Here is an 18,641-nt window from a genome sequence, read left to right as displayed (position 1 = left end):
CATCAAAAACAGTAAACGTGCAAAAAACCGCGGTTTAGCTGTGAATTTCTGCCGTGATTGCAATTACGTCGTCGGACAACAAATTGCATTCCGACACGCCGAATTCTCGCGAGTCGGCGTGACGCCGTGCCGGCGGCTCCGGCCACTAACGTGGTTTGATGCCAGGCGCTGCGCGTCAGTGGGCGGCGGTAAGTTTGGACTGACATGAGTGTGCACGCAACAGATGCCAAGCCGGCCTCCGAGGCAGATCAGCTGCTCGAGGGCCTCAATCCGCAACAGCGCCAAGCGGTGGTGCACGAGGGTTCCCCGCTGCTGATCGTCGCGGGCGCGGGTTCGGGAAAGACCGCGGTGTTGACCCGCCGCATCGCCTACCTGATCGCCGAACGCGGTGTCGGGGTCGGTCAGGTGCTGGCCATCACCTTCACCAACAAGGCCGCCGCCGAGATGCGCGAACGGGTGGTGCGCCTGGTGGGCAACCGGGCTCGCGCGATGTGGGTGTCCACCTTCCATTCGACCTGCGTGCGCATCCTCCGCAACCAGGCGTCCCTGATCGAGGGCCTCAACTCCAACTTCTCCATTTATGACGCCGACGACTCACGGCGCCTGCTGCAGATGATCGGGCGCGACATGGGGCTCGACATCAAGCGCTACTCGCCACGGCTGCTGGCCAACGCCATCTCCAATCTGAAGAACGAGCTGATCGACCCCGCCGCCGCGGTGGGGAACCTGACCGACGATTCCGACGAGCTGTCCCGGACCGTGGCCAGCGTTTACGGGGAATACCAGCGGCGGCTGCGGGCCGCCAACGCGCTGGACTTCGACGACCTGATCGGGGAAACCGTGGCGGTGCTGCGGGCCTTCCCGCAGATCGCCCAGCACTATCGGCGGCGGTTCCGGCATGTCCTCGTCGACGAGTACCAGGACACCAATCACGCGCAGTACGTGCTGGTGCGCGAGCTGGTCGGCCGCGGCGGCGGTTCAGCGGGGCTCGCCGGAGACGGCGGAGGCGAGGCGAAGCTGGGAGCGCCGAACAAGCCCGGCACTGACGAGGTATCCGGAGAGGTGCCACCCGCGGAGCTGTGCGTGGTCGGCGACGCCGACCAGTCGATCTATGCGTTCCGCGGCGCCACCATCCGCAACATCGAGGACTTCGAACGCGATTACCCGGACGCGACAACCATTCTGCTGGAACAGAACTACCGCTCGACGCAGAACATCCTGTCCGCGGCCAACTCCGTGATCGCCCGCAACTCCGGACGCCGCGACAAGCGGCTGTGGACCGCCGAAGGCGCCGGTGAGCTGATCGTCGGCTACGTCGCCGACAACGAGCACGACGAAGCCCGATTCGTCGCCGAGGAGATCGACGCGCTCGCCGAGAAGGGCGAGATCACCTACAACGACGTCGCCGTCTTCTACCGCACCAACAACTCGTCCCGGTCGTTCGAAGAGGTGTTCATCCGCGCCGGAATCCCCTACAAAGTCGTTGGGGGAGTGCGCTTCTACGAGCGCAAGGAGATCCGCGACATCGTCGCCTACTTGCGGGTGCTGGACAACCCGGGGGACACGGTCAGCCTGCGGCGCATCCTGAACACGCCGCGCCGCGGTATCGGCGATCGTGCCGAGGCCTGCGTGGCGGTGTACGCCGAGAACACCGGCGCCAGTTTCGCCGACGCGCTCGTGGCCGCGGCCGAAGGCAAAGTGCCGATGCTGAATTCACGCGCCGAGAAGTCGATCGCCGGTTTCGTCGAGCTGCTGGATGAGCTGCGGGGACGCCTGGACGACGACCTGGGAGACCTGGTGGAGTCTGTGCTCGAACGCACCGGCTACCGCCGGGAACTCGAATCCTCCACCGATCCCCAGGAACTCGCGCGGTTGGACAACCTCAACGAACTCGTCAGCGTGGCGCACGAATTCAGTACCGATCGGGCCAACGCCGCGGCACTGGGGGAGTCCCTGCAAACCCCCGAAGACGAAGACGTGCCGGATACCGGTGTGCTGGCGGAGTTTCTGGAGCGGGTCTCGCTGGTCTCCGATAGCGACGAGATCCCCGAAGACGGCGCGGGCATGGTCACTTTGATGACGCTGCATACCGCCAAGGGCCTTGAGTTTCCTGTGGTATTCGTGACCGGCTGGGAGGACGGCATGTTCCCCCACATGCGGTCGTTGGACGACCCGGTGGAACTCGCCGAGGAGCGGCGGCTCGCCTACGTCGGGATCACCCGTGCCCGCCAACGGCTCTACCTGAGCAGGGCGATCGTCCGGTCCTCCTGGGGACAACCCATGCTCAACCCGGAATCGCGCTTTCTGCAGGAGATTCCGCAGGAACTCATCGAATGGCGTCGCGCGGCGCCCGCCCCGTCATTCAGCGCGCCCGTGAGCGGTGCCGGCCGGTTCGGCACGCCGCGGGCCGCCCCGACCCGCTCGGGGATGAGCAAACGCCCGCTATTGGTGCTCGCACCGGGCGACCGGGTGACGCACGACAAGTACGGGCTGGGCCGGGTGGAGGAGGTGTCCGGCGTCGGAGAATCGGCGATGTCGCTGATCGACTTCGGCAGCTCGGGCCGGGTGAAGCTGATGCACAACCACGCCCCGCTCAGCAAGATCTAGCCCCGGGGCGACGATCAACCGCGTCGAACGTGCACTCCGGTTGGAAAATCGGCGAAATCGTCCCCCTCGGTGCAGGTTCGGCGAAGGTCAGGCCTCTAGCCAGCGTTTGGTTTGCGGAAGCAGCACCAGCACCACCGTGGCGATCGGCAAGATCGGCAGCAGGTGCACCACCCACGCGACCCGGGCCCCGGCGATGAACACCCCGACGTAGGTGAGAAAGGCGACCAGCGCGCCGGCCATCAGAAGGTAGCGGCTGATCGAGCGGCGCTGCAGCAGCATGATCACGCCGGACACCGTGGTGCCCGCGAACACCATTGCCAGGAACGCGACCGCGATGCAGAACAGGCGATCGGTTCGCCACCAACCGGCGATCAGATCGGTGGCCACCACCGACGTGGCCCAGCCGCTGATGATGCTCACCGCGCACGCGGCGACGGCCGTCCGATCGGAGGGCTCAAGGGCCGGTACTCCGGCATAACCGGTGCGACCCGCACGAGAACCGGCGCGGTATGGCGGCGACTGGGGGGCGATGTGTGTGGTCGGGGCGTCCGGCGTGGTCGGGATGGGCCCGGTGGGCGCGCGCCGGATGATCCGGGTCCGTGAGTCGGAGGGCGGATCGTGCTCGGGCGTGGGCTCAGACGGACGCGGACCGGAAGGTTCTTCGTTCGGCTCGGTCACCTCAGCCAGCGTAGTTGCCGACTGTAAGACCACGCTTAGCGAGCCACGGCACGGGGTCGATTCGTTCGGTGCCGCCCTGCAGCACCTCGAAATGCAGGTGCGGGCCGGTGGAATTGCCCCGGTTGCCCATCGTCGCGATCTGGTCGCCGGCCATCACGCGCTCACCGACGCTGACGAGCGTGGTGTTGATGTGGCCGTAGAGCGTGACCGTCCCGTCGGCGTGGCGCAGCTTGACCAGCATCCCGTAGCCGCTCGCCGGACCGGAGTCGACGACCACGCCGTCGGACACCGCGTAGATCGGTGTCCCGATGGAGTTGGCCAGGTCGATACCGGCGTGCAGCACGCCCCAGCGGTAGCCGAAGTTGGAGGTGAAGATGCCCTTGGTCGGCATCACGTAGAGCGGCTGGGAGAGCCGCGCCTCGCGCTCGGCGCGGTCGTTGGCGAAGGCGACACCCTTGGCGAGCTCCTGGTTGTGCAGCGCGGCGGTGGCCGCCGGCGCGGCGGCGATCACCTGCGGCCCGCGGACGGTGTTGGTGCCCGCCCCGCCGGTGAGCGCCGACGCATTGGCGGTCAGCACGGCGTCGGTCTTGGGGGTGTCGGCGTGGCCGGTGGCCGTGTGGGCGGCCGCGGCGGCGGCACCTGCCGCCATCGCCGAGATCAGCAGGCGGCCCCGGGCCGCGCTGGTCGGTTGCTTGCGGTGTTGTCCTGCGCGGCGGACGCCTACGACGTCGGTGTGTGAGCGGGCCGGACGTCGCTCGCCGCGCGGCTCGACGATCACCCGGGGCAGCACCTCGGTGACGGGTGCGGCCAGCCAGACTGGGCGCACGTCGTCGGCCTCGTGCAGGTCGTCGAGTTCGGGTGCCAGCAGCACCTGCGCTTCGTTGTCGAAGGGAGAGTCGTTGCTGAAGTCCAGGTCACCGAGCTCGCCGGCGTCGTCGCTGAAATCGAAGTCGTCGAAGTCAAAGCCGTCGAGCGGAAGGATTTCCGTGACTTCGGTGCGATGCGGGGCTTCGGCCCATCGGGCGCCTGCCGCGCGACCCACCCTCACGACGCCTTCAGTTACGGCAGAAGACCGGGCAAAACGGTGCTGGGACAACCTGAAATGTCCTCGTATCGTGACCATAACGTTATCTGGACCCTAGGAAGGTATCCGCTAACGCGCGGGGCTGGCAACCTCGATGGAAAATCCGGGCGGAATTGTGATTTGGATCACGCGGACGGTCAACCCCTCGCTCGTGAGCTGTGCCACATCGGCGGACGCGGCCGTAGTGGGCGGTTGAGGGGTGGATACAGTTCGTCCGTGCGAGTTGCCGAGTGCGGCAGCGCCCACCAAGAGGCCTAGTTGTTGAGTCGAGCGAAGACAGAGAGTCCATGGACCTTTTCGAGTATCAAGCAAAAGAGTTGTTCGCCAAGCACAACGTACCGACTACGCCGGGACGCGTGACCGACACCGCCGAGGGCGCTCGCGAGATCGCGACCGAAATCGGCCGTCCGGTGATGGTCAAAGCGCAGGTGAAGGTCGGTGGACGCGGCAAGGCGGGTGGCGTCAAGTACGCGGCGACGCCCGAAGACGCTTACGAGCACGCCAAGAACATCCTCGGTCTCGACATCAAGGGACACGTCGTGAAGAAGCTGCTGGTCGCCGAGGCCAGCGACATCGCCGAGGAGTACTACATCTCCTTCCTGCTCGACCGCGCCAACCGCACCTACCTGGCGATGTGCTCGGTCGAGGGCGGCATGGAGATCGAGGAGGTCGCGGCGACCAAGCCGGAGCGGCTGGCCAAGGTCCCGGTGAACGCCGTCAAGGGTGTCGACCTGGCTACCGCGCGTTCCATCGCCGAGCAGGGCCACCTGCCCGCCGAGGTGCTCGACGCCGCGGCGGTGACCATCAACAAGCTCTGGGAGGTCTTCGTCGCCGAGGACGCCACCCTGGTCGAGGTCAACCCGCTGGTGCGCGACCCGCAGGACCAGATTCTGGCGCTGGACGGCAAGGTCACTTTGGACGCTAACGCCGACTTCCGCCAGCCCGGCCACGCCGAGTTCGAGGACCGCGAGGCCACCGATCCGCTGGAACTCAAGGCCAAGGAGCACGACCTCAACTACGTCAAGCTGGACGGCTCGGTCGGCATCATCGGTAACGGTGCCGGTCTGGTGATGTCGACGCTCGACGTCGTCGCCTACGCGGGCGAGAAGCACGGCGGCGTGAAGCCGGCCAACTTCCTCGACATCGGTGGTGGCGCGTCGGCCGAGGTGATGGCCGCGGGCCTGGACGTCATCTTGAACGACAAGCAGGTCAAGAGCGTGTTCGTGAACGTGTTCGGGGGTATCACCTCGTGCGACGCCGTCGCCAACGGGATCGTGACCGCGCTGAACATGCTCGGCGACGAGGCCAACAAGCCGCTCGTGGTCCGGCTCGACGGCAACAACGTCGACGAAGGCCGCCGCATCCTGGCCCAAGCCAACCACCCGCTGGTGATCCAGGCCGAGACCATGGACGCCGGTGCCGACAAAGCCGCCGAGCTGGCGAACAAGTAGGGGAGCCAAGCCATGTCGATCTTCTTGAACAAAGACTCCAAGGTCATCGTCCAGGGCATCACCGGCGGTGAGGGCACCAAGCACACCGCGCTCATGCTCAAGGCCGGCACCCAGGTGGTGGGCGGCGTGAACGCGCGCAAGGCCGGAACCACCGTGTCGCACGTGGATCCGGTCGGCAAGGACGTCGAGCTGCCGGTGTTCGGCACCGTCGCCGAAGCGATGAAGGAGACCGGCGCGAACGTGTCGGTCGTCTTTGTGCCGCCGAAGTTCGCCAAGGACGCGATCATCGAGGCCATCGACGCCGAGATCCCGCTGCTGGTAGTCATCACCGAGGGAATCCCGGTGCAGGACAGCGCGTTTGCGTGGGCCTACAACGTCGACAAGGGGCAGAAGACGCGCATCATCGGGCCGAACTGCCCCGGCATCATCACCCCGGGCGAGGCCCTGGCCGGCATCACGCCCGCCAACATCAGCGGCCCCGGCCCGGTCGGGCTGGTGTCGAAGTCCGGCACCCTGACCTACCAGATGATGTACGAGCTGCGCGATTTCGGCTTCTCCACCTCGATCGGGATCGGTGGTGACCCGGTGATCGGCACCACCCACATCGACGCCATCGAGGCGTTCGAGAAGGACCCCGACACCAAGGTCATCGTGATGATCGGCGAGATCGGCGGCGACGCCGAGGAGCGTGCGGCCGACTACATCAAGGCCAACGTCTCCAAGCCGGTCGTCGGCTACGTCGCGGGATTCACCGCCCCGGAGGGCAAGACGATGGGCCACGCGGGCGCCATCGTGTCCGGCTCGTCGGGCACCGCGGCCGCCAAGAAGGAGGCCCTCGAGGCCGCCGGCGTCAAGGTCGGCAAGACGCCGTCGGAGACGGCGGAGCTGGCCCGGAAGATCCTGCAGAGCCTGTAGTCCTTTCCGAGACCCGAGACTGCGGTCAGATCGCGATTTCACTCCGCGAGCTGGCCGCAGTTTCGTTTTGGTGCCAGCCATCGGTTAGCCTGTCGAACTAACAGTTGCCGGGAGGTTTGTAATGGCGGTCGATCCGCGAACTCCGGTGCTCGTCGGGGTCGGCCAGTTCACCGAGCGCATCGACGACCCCGACTATCGGGGCATGTCCGCGGTCGACCTCGCGACCGAGGCCGCGCGGGCGGCTCTCGCCGACACCGGCGCCAAAAGCGTTGCTAAGGCCGTCGACACGGTCTTCGCGCTGCGGCAGTTCGAGATCTCCGGACCGATGCCGGCGAGGCTCGGCAAGTCGAACAACTACCCCCGTTCGGTGATGAACCGGCTCGGCGGCGATCCCGCCCGCGTGGTGCTCGAACCGGTCGGTGGGCAGGGGCCGCAGAAGCTCGTCACTGAGGCGGGCAGCGCAATCGCGGCGGGCGCCGCCGATGTCGTACTGATCATGGGCTCGGAGCCGGGTTCGACGGCCCGCTACTTCGCCAACCGCGATGACAAGCCCGACTTCACCGAACACGTCGAGGGCCAACTGGAGGATCGGGGCCACCAGATCTCCAGCTACATCGACGACTACACGATCCAGCACGGCCTGACCGGGGCTCCCGTGCAGTACGGGCTGTTGGAAAACGCCCGCCGCGCCCGTCTCGGGTTCAGCGTGGCCGACTATCGGCGCGAGATGGCCCAATTGTTCGCACCGATGTCCAAAGTGGCTGCCAAGAACCCGCTTTCGTCATCGCCGGTCGACCGGTCGGTCGAGGAGATCGTCACGATCACCGACGACAACCGAATGATCTGTGATCCCTACCCCCGTCTGCTTGTCGCTCGCGATCAGGTCAACCAGGGCGCGGCGGCGGTGCTGACATCAGTGGAGGCGGCGACCCGTTTGGGCGTGCCGGAGGAGAAGTGGGTCTTCGTGCACGGCCACTCGGACATGATCGAACAGGCGATGCTCGATCGCGTCGACCTCGGTGCCAGTCCCGCCGCGGTCCACGCGGCCCGAGAAGCGTTGCGGGTAGCTCAAATCGGCGTCGACGACATCGACACCTTCGATCTGTACAGCTGCTTCCCGTTCCCGGTGTTCGTCATCTGCGACGCCCTGGGCATCGACGGCGACGACGCGCGCGGCCTGACCCTGACCGGGGGATTGCCATACTTCGGCGGTCCCGGCAACAGCTACTCGCTGCACGGTATCGCCGAGACGGTCGCCCAGATGCGGGACAAGCCAGGGCGATTCGGCCTCGTCGGCGCCAACGGCGGCATCATGAGCAAGTACTCGGTCGGTATCTACTCGACTACACCGGTGAACTGGCGCACCGACAACTGCGCGGAGCTGAAGAAGGAGATCGACGCGCTGCCAAAGGTCGACGTCACGAAGACACCCGACGGCGCGGCGACCATCGAGACCTACTCCGTGCGCTACGACTGGCCTGTGCGCACCGGCATCATCGTCGGCAGGCTCGCCGCGGACGACATGCGATTCATGGCGACCACCGACGACGACGACCTCGTCGCGTTGATGAGCGACGGCGACCCACTGGGGGCGGAAATCTCGGTGTGGTCGACCGACAACGGAAACAGGGCTTCCCTGGGCTAGGACCCGTCGTGCCCGCGACGACCTAAACCATCGCCGAGAGCTTGCCCGCCAACCGCTCGACGTAGGCGGCCACCTCGTCCTCGGACCTATCCGGCAGGCCGAACAGCACCTCGGTCACCCCCAGCTCTGCCCACTTGGCCAGCTTCTCGGGCACCGGCTTGAAGTCCAGCGCCACGATCTGGGGAGCCCCGCCGCGGCCCGCCGCCGCCCAGGTGTCGTGCAGCAGCTTGACCGGCTCGTCGATGTCGAAATCGCGCGGGGTGGTGATCCAGCCGTCGGCGCTGCGCGCGATCCACTTGAAGTTCTTCTCGGTGCCCGCGGCGCCCACGAGCACCGGGATGTGCGATTGCACGGGTTTGGGCCACGCCCAGCTTGGGCCGAATTTCACGAATTCGCCGTCGTACTCGGCCTCTTCCTCGGTCCACAGCGCCCGCATCGCTTCGAGGTATTCGCGCAGCATGGTGCGGCGCCGGCCCGCGGGCACGTTGTGGTCGGCGAGTTCGTCGGTGTTCCAGCCGAACCCGACGCCCAGGCTGACCCTGCCGCCGGACAGGTGGTCAAGGGTGGCAATACTTTTCGCCAAGGTGATCGGGTCGTGCTCGACCGGAAGGGCCACCGCGGTGGACAGCCGCACCCGGGACGTGACCGCGCACGCTGCGCCCAGGCTTACCCATGGGTCTAGTGTCCGCATGTAGCGATCGTCGGGCAGCGATTCGTCGCCCGTCGTGGGGTGAGCTGCCTCGCGCTTCACCGGGATGTGAGTGTGTTCTGGCACGTAGAAGGTCGCAAAGCCGTGATCGTCGGCCAGCTTCGCGGCCTTCGTCGGGGAGATGCCGCGATCGCTGGTAAAAAGCACAAGCCCGTAATCCATGCAGAGAATTAGAACGTGTTCTACCTCCGCTGAGCAAGCCGTAATGACACGGACCGTCTCGCGAGCGGCCCGCCGCGGCGCCGGTGTGGGCCGCGCCGTCCAAGCCAGTGGCAACGGCACGGGCCACCACACGTGCGCTAGCGTGGGTGATCGACCGCGTCGCTAACGCAGCGAGGCGCCCGCAAGCACAGCGTTGCACTGCAACCGTGGCGACCGCCAGGCAGTTGAAGGCACTGGAAGCAACAGGAGGAGTCATGACCTACTCTCCCGGAAGCCCGGGCTATCCACCGGCGCAACCCGGCGGCACCTATGCGGGCGGCACACCGTCCTTCGCCAAAGATGACGACGGAACGAGCAAGCTGCCGTTTTACCTGAACATCGCGGTGGTGGTCCTCGGACTGGCGGCCTACCTCCTGAACTTCGGTCCCACCTTCACCATCGGCGCCGACCTCGGCCCGGGCATCGGCGGACGCGCCGGCGACGCGGGCACCGCGGTAGTGGTCGCGGTGCTGGCCGCTCTGCTCGCCGGGCTCGGCCTGCTGCCGAAGACCAAGAACTATCCGGGAATCGTCGCGGTGATCGCGGTTCTGGGTGCCTTGCTGGCCATCACCGAGACGATCAACCTGCCCGCCGGTTTCTCGATCGGCTGGGCGATGTGGCCGCTGGTGGCGGCCGTCGTGCTGCAAGCCATCGCCGCGGTGGTCGTAGTCCTGCTGGAATCCGGGGTGATCACCGCGCCGGCGCCGCGGCCCAAGTACGACCCCTACGCGCAATACGGCCAGTACGGGCAATACGGGCAGTATGGTCAGCAGCCTTACTACGGTCAGCAGCCGGGTGCTCAGCAGCACGGCGGCCAGCAGCAGTCGCCGCAGGGATACGGGTCGCAGTACGGCGGCTACACGCCGAGCTCGGCGCCCACCCAGAGCGGCGTTCCGACCGGCGGTTTCGGCGCTCAGCCCTCGCCGCAGTCGAGCCCCCAGCCGTCCGCGCAGCACGGCTCGTCCACACCGCCCACCGGCTTCCCCAGCTTCAGCCCGCCGCCGAACGCCGGTGGATCGGATGCCGGTTCCGCGACGACCAACTTCTCCGAGCAGGGTGGGGGTCAGCACGGCCACGAGCAGCAGTCGCCGTCGTCACCGTCTGGGCCAGCGCCCTCCTAACCGTGCGCTGTCGCGCCTAGTCGGGGACGTGCCCCAGAGTGACACGGGTGGAGGACAACCGGGCAGCAGGCGCTCGCCAGGCGCGTGACCTCGCCAGGGTCGCGTTCGCCCCGGCGGTGGTGGCTTTGGTCATCATCGCCGCGGTCACGCTGATCCAGCTGTTGATCGCCAACAGCGACATGACCGGTGCGCTGGGCGCCATCGCCAGCATGTGGCTGGGAGTGCACCAGGTCCCTGTGTCGATCGGTGGCCGCGAACTGGGTGTGATGCCGCTGCTGCCGGTCCTTCTGATGGTCTGGGCGACCGCACGCAACACGGCACGCGCTACCACGCCCCGCTCGTCATGGCTGGTCGTCCGCTGGGTCATCGCCTCGGCACTGGGCGGTCCGCTCTTTTTGACGGCGATCGCCCTGGCCGTCATCCACGACGCGTCGTCGGTGATCACCGAGCTGCAGACGCCCAGCGCGCTGCGCGCTTTCCTCAGCGTGCTCGTGGTTCATGCCGCCGGCGCCGGGATCGGTGTGTGGTCCCGGGTAGGCCCACGCGCGTTGGCGGCGTCGCCACTGCCGTTTTGGCTGGGCGAGTCCCTGCGCGCCGCCACCGCCGGCCTGCTCGCGTTGCTCGGACTCTCCGGCCTGGTGACGGCGGGATCGCTGGTCGTGCACTGGTCGACAATGCAGGACCTCTACGGCATCACCGATTCGATCTTCGGGGAGTTCAGCCTCACCCTGTTGTCAATGCTCTACGCGCCCAACGTGATTGTGGGCACCGCGGCGATGGCCGTCGGGTCCAGCGCGCACATCGGGTTCGCGACATTCAGTTCGTTCACCGTGTTCGGTGGCGACATCCCGGCCTTGCCGGTGCTGGCCGCCGTCCCCAGGCCTCCGTTGGGGCCGGTTTGGGTGGCGCTATTGATCATCGGCGCGTCGTCCGGTGTGGCGGTCGGCCAGCAGTGCGCCCGGCGCGCGCTGCCGCCGCTGGCCGCCGCGGCCAAGTTGCTGGTCGCCGCGGTCATAGGGGCGCTGGTGATGTCGCTGCTCGCGTACGCCGGCAGTGGCCAGCTGGGCAACTTCGGCCACGTCGGTGTGGATCAGGGTGCGTTGCTCATCGGCGTCTTCTTCTGGTTCGCGGTCGTCGGCGGGGTCACCGTGGTGATGAGCGGTGGGGTCAGGCGTCGTCCCCGTCGGCTCAAGGCCAGGCCCGCACCCGCCGCGGTGACCGAGGAATCCGCGGACTTGACGGGCGTTTTCGATGACGATCGGCCTCGCGGGGACGCGGCGGGGGAGGACGCGATTGCGGTCGACCCGGCCGCCGAGGCGCCGGCCGATGTGGTCGGCCCGGGCGATGCCCCGGACGACACGTCGGAATCCGGTGCCCCGGCTGACGCCGCCGACTCCGGCGCGCCGGTCGCCTACGCCGAACCCGACGCGCCGGTCGACGACCAGCCTCCCGCCGAGCCGGAGCCGGGGGCCCCCGAGCGAGACCCCGGAGATTAGGGCTTTTGCCCGCCTCGCAGCGGCAGCCACGGCGCGGGCGGGCGCTGTACCGGGCGATTGTCGCTCAAAGGCGGGCAATTGCCCTGCGGCCAGCCTGATCGTCAGGGCGACTACGCCGACAGTAGGCTCGCCGATGTGGTCGAACCGCTCCGTGTGCCTCCGAACGCACCGGCACGGGTGGTGGTGCTGGCGTCGGGCACCGGATCGCTGCTGAGTTCTCTGTTGACGTCGGCCGTCGCGGACTACCCCGCTCGGGTGGTCGCCGTCGGCGCCGATCGCGATTGCTTGGCCATTGAGATCGCCGCGTCCGCCTGCGTGCCCGCGTTCACCGTCCGCCTCGGCGACCACGCAAACCGCGACGCCTGGGACGCGGCCATCACCGAGGCCACCGCCGCGCACTCGCCCGACCTGGTGGTCTCCGCCGGATTCATGAAAATACTTGGGCCACAATTTCTTTCGCGATTCCAGGGCCGCGTCATCAACACGCACCCGACGCTGCTGCCGGCGTTCGCGGGTGCGCACGGCGTGGCCGACGCGCTGGCCTACGGTGTGAAGCTCACAGGCTGTACGGTGCACCTGGTGGACGCCGGGACGGACACCGGGCCGATTCTGGCGCAGGAATCCGTTCCGGTGCTCGATGGCGACACCGAAGAGACCTTGCACGAACGCATCAAAGTCACCGAACGGAAGCTACTGGTGGACGTGGTGGCCGGGATCGCGACAGGCGGCCTGACCCTGGTCGGGAGAAGAGCGACGATCGGAAAGGCGATGAACCGATGAGCACGGATGACTGGCGCGAAGACGCCAAACGGCCGATCCGGCGCGCCTTGATCAGCGTGTACGACAAGACCGGGTTGGTCGACCTCGCGCAGGGGCTGGCGAGTGCGGGCGTCGAGATCGTCTCGACCGGATCCACGGCGAAGGTCATTGCCGACAAAGGCATTCCGGTGACCCGGGTCGAGGAGCTGACCGGTTTTCCCGAGGTGCTCGACGGCCGGGTGAAGACACTGCACCCGCGCGTGCACGCGGGCCTGCTGGCCGACCTTCGCAAACCCGAGCACGCCGCCGCACTCGAGGAGCTCGGCATCGCCGCGTTCGAGCTCGTCGTCGTCAACCTGTACCCCTTCACCGAGACCGTCGACTCCGGAGCCAGCATCGACGAATGCGTCGAACAGATCGACATCGGCGGCCCGTCGATGGTGCGGGCCGCGGCGAAGAACCATCCCAGTGTGGCGGTGATTACCGATCCCCGGGGCTACGACGGCGTGCTCGCCGCGGTACGCGAAGGCGGCTTCAGCCTCGCCGAGCGTAAAAAGCTGGCCTCGCTCGCGTTTGCGCACACCGCCGAATACGACACCGCGGTCGCGAGCTGGATGGAGTCGACACTGGCCCCCGAACACCCGCCGACGACTTTCCCGAAGTGGCTGGGCCGCAGCTGGCGGCGCTCGGCGATGCTGCGCTACGGCGAGAACCCGCACCAGCAGGCCGCGCTCTACAGCGACCCTGCCGCGTGGCCGGGACTGGCGCAGGCCGAGCAGCTGCACGGAAAAGAGATGTCCTACAACAACTTCACCGATGCGGACGCGGCCTGGCGGGCCGCTTTCGACCACGAGCAGACCTGCGTGGCGATCATCAAGCACGCCAACCCGTGTGGGATCGCCATCTCGACATCGGTCGCGGATGCGCATCGCAAGGCGCACGAATGTGATCCCCTGAGTGCGTTCGGCGGGGTCATCGCGGCCAACACCGAGGTCAGCCTGGAAATGGCCGAATACGTCAGCACCATCTTCACCGAGGTCATCGTGGCCCCGGCCTACGAGCCGGCCGCGCTCGAGGTGTTGACCCGCAAGAAGAACATTCGGGTGCTGGTGGGTTCGGAGCCGCTCAGCGGCGGCACCGAGCTGCGGCCGATCAGCGGTGGCCTGTTGGTACAGCAGCGCGACGAGCTGGACGCGCACGGCGACAACCCGGTGAACTGGACTCTGGCCACCGGCTCCCCCGCCGATCCGGCGACGCTGGCCGACCTGGTGTTCGCATGGCGCGTGTGCCGGGCCGTGAAATCGAACGCGATCGTGATCGCCGGCGGCGGCGCCACCATCGGCGTGGGCATGGGTCAGGTGAACCGGGTCGACGCCGCGCGGCTTGCCGTCGAACGCGGCGGTGAGCGGGTGCCCGGTGCGGTCGCGGCCTCGGACGCGTTCTTCCCGTTCCCCGACGGACTCGAGACGCTGACCGGCGCCGGAGTGGAGGCGATCGTGCACCCCGGCGGATCGGTGCGCGACGACGAGGTGACCGCGGCGGCCACCAACGCGGGCATCACGCTGTATCTCACTGGGGCGCGTCACTTCGCGCATTAGTCATGGTGCGCGCCGCGACGTGGGTGTCAATAAGCGTTAGGTGAACGCCCTTGGCATGACGCGTCCGAGCGCGCGTCGTAGCGTGGAGTGGTGATCTCACCGACCAACCTGCCCCGCACCGTCGGCGAACTGCGTGCCGCCGGTCACCGTGAACGGGGAGTCAAGCAGGAAATCCGCGAAAATCTGCTCACCGCGCTCGCCGAGGGAGATGACATCTGGCCGGGCATTCTGGGATTCGACGACACCGTCTTGCCCCAGCTGGAGCGCGCGCTGATCGCGGGCCACGACTTGGTCCTGCTCGGTGAACGCGGCCAGGGCAAGACCCGGTTGTTGCGCGCGCTGACCGGATTGCTGGACGAGTGGACGCCGGTGATCGCCGGTGCCGAACTGGGCGAGCACCCCTTCTCGCCGATCACGCCGGAGTCCATCCGCAAGGCCGCCACCCTGGGCGACGACCTGCCGGTCGAGTGGAAGCACCGCAGCGAGCGTTACACGGAGAAGCTCGCCACCCCGGACACCAGCGTCGCCGACCTGGTCGGCGACATCGACCCGATCAAGGTCGCCGAGGGCCGCAGCCTGGGGGACCCGGAAACCATCGCTTACGGACTGATCCCCCGCGCCCACCGCGGCATCGTCGCGGTCAACGAACTGCCCGACCTCGCCGAGCGCATTCAGGTGTCGATGCTCAACGTGATGGAGGAACGCGACATCCAGGTCCGCGGCTACACTCTGCGGCTGCCGCTGGACGTGCTGGTGGTCGCCAGCGCCAACCCCGAGGACTACACCAACCGCGGACGCATCATCACCCCGCTCAAAGACCGTTTCGGAGCGGAGATCCGGACTCACTACCCGCTTGAGCTCGAAGCGGAAGTCGGTGTCGTCGCGCAGGAAGCGCACCTGTCCGCCCAGGTCCCCGACTACCTCATGCAGATAATCGCCCGATTCGCGCGCTATCTGCGGGAGTCCAACTCCGTCGATCAACGTTCCGGGGTGTCGGCGCGGTTCGCGATCGCCGCCGCCGAGACGGTCGCCGCCGCGGCGCGACACCGCGGCGCTGTGTTGGGGGAGACCGACCCGGTGGCCCGGGTCGTCGATCTGGGCACGGTGATCGACGTCCTGCGCGGCAAGCTGGAATTCGAATCCGGCGAGGAAGGCCGCGAACAGGCCGTGCTCGAACACCTGCTGCGCCGGGCCACCGCGGACACCGCGTCCCGGGCGTTGGGCGGCATCGACGTCGGCTCGCTGGTGGCCGCGGTCGAGGGCGGTTCGGCGGTCACGACGGGCGAGCGGGTCTCGGCCAAAGATGTGCTTGCCGCGGTGCCGAGCCTGCCGGTGGTGGACAAGATTGCCGCCAAGCTCGGCGCGCAGTCGGAAGGCGAACGCGCCGCGGCGCTGGAACTGGCGCTCGAGGCCCTGTATTTGGCCAAGCGCATCGACAAGGTATCCGAGGAGGGCCAGACCGTCTATGGCTAGAGGGCACTCCTCGCGCTACTCGGCGTACACCGGCGGGCCCGACCCGCTGGCCCCACCGGTGGATCTGCGCGAGGCGCTCGAACAGATCGGCCAGGATGTCATGGCCGGCACGTCGCCGCGCCGTGCGCTGTCCGAGCTGCTGCGCCGCGGCACCAAGAACATGACAGGCGCCGACCGGCTGGCCGCCGAGGCGAACCGGAGACGACGGGAGTTGTTGCGGCGCAACAACTTGGATGGGACGCTCCAGGAGATCAAGAAACTCCTGGACGAGGCCGTGCTGGCCGAGCGCAAGGAGCTGGCCCGCGCGCTCGATGACGACGCCCGCTTCGGCGAACTGCAGCTGGACGCGCTGCCGTCGTCGCCGGCCAAGGCGGTCCAGGAGCTCTCCGACTACAACTGGCGCAGCGGCGAGGCACGCGAAAAGTACGACCAGATCAAGGATCTGCTCGGTCGCGAAATGCTGGACCAACGCTTCGCGGGCATGAAGCAGGCGCTGGAAGGCGCCACCGACGAGGATCGCCAGCGGGTCAACGACATGCTCAACGACCTCAACGACCTGCTGGACAAGCACGCCCGCGGCGAGGACACCCAACGGGACTTCGAAGACTTCATGGACAAACACGGCGAGTTCTTTCCGGAGAACCCGCGCAACGTCGATGAATTGCTGGACTCGCTGGCCAAGCGTGCCGCCGCCGCGCAGCGTTTTCGCAACAGCTTGAGCGCAGAGCAGCGTGCGGAGCTGGATGCTTTGGCGCAGCAGGCTTTTGGGTCACCGTCGCTGATGCAGGCGCTGAACCGGCTCGATGCGCATCTGCAGGCGGCGCGCCCGGGAGAGGACTGGAGCGGGTCCGAGCAGTTCTCCGGTGACAATCCGTTCGGGATGGGCGAGGGCACCCAGGCGCTGTCCGACATCGCCGAGCTGGAGCAAGTGGCCGAGCAGCTGTCGCAGAGCTATCCGGGCGCCACCATGGACGACGTCGACCTGGATGCGCTGGCGCGCCAGCTCGGGGACGAGGCGGCCGTCGACGCCCGCACCCTTGCCGAATTGGAACGCGCGCTGGTCAATCAGGGGTTTTTGGACCGCGGCTCCGACGGCCAGTGGCGGTTGTCACCCAAGGCCATGCGCCGCCTCGGCGAGACGGCGCTACGTGATGTGGCACAACAACTTTCCGGGCGCCGCGGTGAGCGCGACCATCGGCGCGCGGGAGCGGCCGGCGAACTCACCGGCGCCACCCGGCCCTGGCAGTTCGGTGACACCGAACCGTGGAACATCTCCCGCACATTGACCAACGCCGTTCTGCGGCAAGCGGGAACCGCCACGCTGGACGGCGGCGACGCGCGGTTGAAGATCACCGTCGACGACGTCGAGGTCTCCGAGACGGAAACACGTACGCAGGCCGCGGTCGCGCTGCTGGTCGATACCTCGTTCTCCATGGTGATGGAGAATCGGTGGCTGCCCATGAAGCAGACGGCGCTGGCGCTCAACCACCTGGTGTGTACGCGTTTTCGTTCGGATGCCTTGCAGATCATCGCCTTTGGCCGATACGCCCGGACGGTGACCGCCGCGGAGCTCACCGGGCTCGAGGGCGTGTACGAGCAGGGCACCAACCTGCATCACGCGCTGGCGCTGGCCGGTCGGCACCTGCGCCGGCATCCGAATGCCCAGCCCGTGGTGCTGGTGGTGACCGACGGTGAGCCCACCGCGCACCTGGAGGACTTCGACGGCGACGGCACGACCGTGTTCTTCGATTACCCACCGCATCCGCGGACCATCGCGCACACCGTGCGAGGCTTCGACGAGATGGCGCGGCTGGGCGCCCAGATCACCATCTTCCGGCTGGGCAGCGACCCGGGCCTTGCACGGTTCATCGACCAGGTCGCCCGCCGCGTCGAGGGGCGGGTCGTGGTGCCCGATCTCGATGGATTGGGCGCGGCCGTGGTGGGCGACTACCTGCGGTCTCGCCGCCGCTGACCGTTGCGCCGCGCGTGGCGGCACCAGTCGGGGGATAGGTGTGCTCCGGACTGGGTACAGGGACTCCTGAAGGAGGAGATGCATGAGCCAGGTTCCAACGATCGAACTCAACGACGGTGTCAGCATTCCGCAGCTGGGTTTCGGTGTGTTCCAGATCAAGCCCGACGAGACGGCCGCGGCGGTGCAGAAGGCGCTCGAGATCGGATACCGCCACATCGACACGGCCGAGATGTACGGCAACGAAAAGGAAGTCGCACAAGGCATTCGCGATGCGGGTGTCGACCGCGGTGAGGTCTTCGTCACCAGCAAGCTCAACAACGGATTTCACAAGCCAGACGACGCCCGTCGCGCCTTCGACGAGACGCTGAAGAAGCTGGATTCCGACTACGTCGATTTGTTCCTCATCCACTGGCCGCTGCCCACGCTCTACGACGGCGACTTCGTCTCGACGTGGAAGGTCTTCGAAGAGTTCGCGCGCGACGGACGCGCCCGCAGCATCGGTGTCTCGAATTTCCAAGTGCCACATCTGCAACGGCTCGCCAACGAGACCGACACCGTCCCGTCGGTCAACCAGATCGAGGTGCACCCCTACTTCAGCAACGACGAAGTGCGCGCGTACGGACGCGAGCACGGCATCGCCACCGAGGCGTGGTCGCCGATAGCTCAAGGCCGCGTGCTCGACGATCCGGTGATCAACCGCATCGCCGACGCCCGCGACAAATCGGCGGCGCAAGTGGTGTTGCGTTGGCACATCCAGCGGGGCGACATCGTCTTCCCGAAATCGGTGACGCCGGAACGAGTAAAAGCCAACTTCGAGCTGTTCGACTTCGAGTTGGACGACTCCGACATGGACGCGATCTCGGCTCTGGACAAGGGCGAATCGGGACGCAGCGGCCCCAACCCCGACACGTTCGATTACGTGCCCGACTAAC

General features: G+C 67.4%; 14 protein-coding genes. 11 read left to right on the top strand and 3 right to left on the bottom strand.

The features are described from left to right. Positions 1-204 precede the first annotated feature (204 nt). Positions 205-2,607, top strand: a complete 2,403-nt coding sequence (gene pcrA / locus AC5Y4H_RS04275) for a DNA helicase PcrA (protein WP_499978828.1) — start codon at positions 205-207, stop codon at positions 2,605-2,607. Between the two features lie 87 nt (positions 2,608-2,694). On the opposite strand, the gene AC5Y4H_RS04270 is transcribed toward pcrA, so the two are convergent. Together AC5Y4H_RS04270 and AC5Y4H_RS04265 are read right to left on the bottom strand one after the other, a co-directional pair. Continuing rightward, positions 2,695-3,285: a hypothetical protein gene (locus AC5Y4H_RS04270; protein WP_499978826.1), complete on the bottom strand. Its 591-nt coding sequence runs from the start codon at positions 3,283-3,285 to the stop codon at positions 2,695-2,697. A 1-nt stretch (position 3,286) separates the two neighbouring features. After that, positions 3,287-4,327 (bottom strand): M23 family metallopeptidase, encoded by a 1,041-nt coding sequence (locus AC5Y4H_RS04265; protein ID WP_499978825.1) that lies wholly within the window; start codon positions 4,325-4,327, stop codon positions 3,287-3,289. 329 nt (positions 4,328-4,656) lie between these two features. Here AC5Y4H_RS04265 and sucC point away from each other — a divergent pair, with 329 nt between their 5' ends. The 3 genes from sucC (at position 4,657) to AC5Y4H_RS04250 (ending at position 8,380) form a co-directional block, all read left to right on the top strand. Beyond that, positions 4,657-5,820, top strand: coding sequence for an ADP-forming succinate--CoA ligase subunit beta (gene sucC, locus AC5Y4H_RS04260; RefSeq protein WP_499978823.1), 1,164 nt, complete (start codon positions 4,657-4,659; stop codon positions 5,818-5,820). 12 nt (positions 5,821-5,832) lie between these two features. After that, complete coding sequence (gene sucD, locus AC5Y4H_RS04255; RefSeq protein WP_499918483.1) at positions 5,833-6,735, top strand: succinate--CoA ligase subunit alpha; 903 nt, start codon at positions 5,833-5,835, stop codon at positions 6,733-6,735. Positions 6,736-6,856: 121 nt separating this feature from the next. Next, the gene (locus AC5Y4H_RS04250; protein ID WP_499978821.1) at positions 6,857-8,380 is read left to right on the top strand and encodes an acetyl-CoA acetyltransferase; all 1,524 of its coding nucleotides are present in this window, start codon (positions 6,857-6,859) and stop codon (positions 8,378-8,380) included. 22 nt (positions 8,381-8,402) lie between these two features. On the opposite strand, the gene AC5Y4H_RS04245 is transcribed toward AC5Y4H_RS04250, so the two are convergent. Further along, positions 8,403-9,251 (bottom strand): LLM class F420-dependent oxidoreductase, encoded by an 849-nt coding sequence (locus tag AC5Y4H_RS04245; RefSeq protein ID WP_499978820.1) that lies wholly within the window; start codon positions 9,249-9,251, stop codon positions 8,403-8,405. Between the two features lie 254 nt (positions 9,252-9,505). On the opposite strand from AC5Y4H_RS04245, the gene AC5Y4H_RS04240 reads away from it, so the two are divergent. From AC5Y4H_RS04240 to AC5Y4H_RS04210, 7 genes are all read left to right on the top strand, one after another. Beyond that, a complete protein-coding gene (locus tag AC5Y4H_RS04240; protein WP_499978819.1) occupies positions 9,506-10,411 on the top strand; it encodes a DUF5336 domain-containing protein in 906 nt (301 codons plus the stop codon). Between the two features lie 47 nt (positions 10,412-10,458). Continuing rightward, complete coding sequence (locus AC5Y4H_RS04235; RefSeq protein ID WP_499978817.1) at positions 10,459-11,907, top strand: cell division protein PerM; 1,449 nt, start codon at positions 10,459-10,461, stop codon at positions 11,905-11,907. 135 nt (positions 11,908-12,042) lie between these two features. Continuing rightward, a complete protein-coding gene (gene purN, locus AC5Y4H_RS04230; RefSeq protein WP_499978815.1) occupies positions 12,043-12,687 on the top strand; it encodes a phosphoribosylglycinamide formyltransferase in 645 nt (214 codons plus the stop codon). Continuing rightward, positions 12,684-14,264, top strand: a complete 1,581-nt coding sequence (gene purH, locus AC5Y4H_RS04225; protein WP_499978814.1) for a bifunctional phosphoribosylaminoimidazolecarboxamide formyltransferase/IMP cyclohydrolase — start codon at positions 12,684-12,686, stop codon at positions 14,262-14,264. The genes purN and purH overlap by 4 nt, the downstream gene beginning before the upstream one ends. Positions 14,265-14,357: 93 nt before the next feature. Next, entirely contained in the window at positions 14,358-15,737 is a 1,380-nt protein-coding gene (locus AC5Y4H_RS04220; protein ID WP_499979162.1) for a sigma 54-interacting transcriptional regulator, read from the top strand. After that, positions 15,730-17,709 carry a vWA domain-containing protein gene (locus AC5Y4H_RS04215; protein ID WP_499978813.1) on the top strand — a complete coding sequence of 660 codons (1,980 nt, stop codon included), beginning with the start codon at positions 15,730-15,732 and terminating at the stop codon, positions 17,707-17,709. Before AC5Y4H_RS04220 ends, AC5Y4H_RS04215 begins: the two co-directional genes overlap by 8 nt. Before the next feature lie 82 nt (positions 17,710-17,791). Then, positions 17,792-18,640 carry an aldo/keto reductase gene (locus tag AC5Y4H_RS04210; protein ID WP_499978811.1) on the top strand — a complete coding sequence of 283 codons (849 nt, stop codon included), beginning with the start codon at positions 17,792-17,794 and terminating at the stop codon, positions 18,638-18,640. Position 18,641: the final 1 nt, after the last annotated feature.

This window comes from Mycobacterium sp. NGS58, assembly GCF_059812385.1.
The sequence above is the reverse complement of the archived record's forward strand: the minus strand, read 5'-3'. Positions and strand labels throughout refer to the sequence as shown.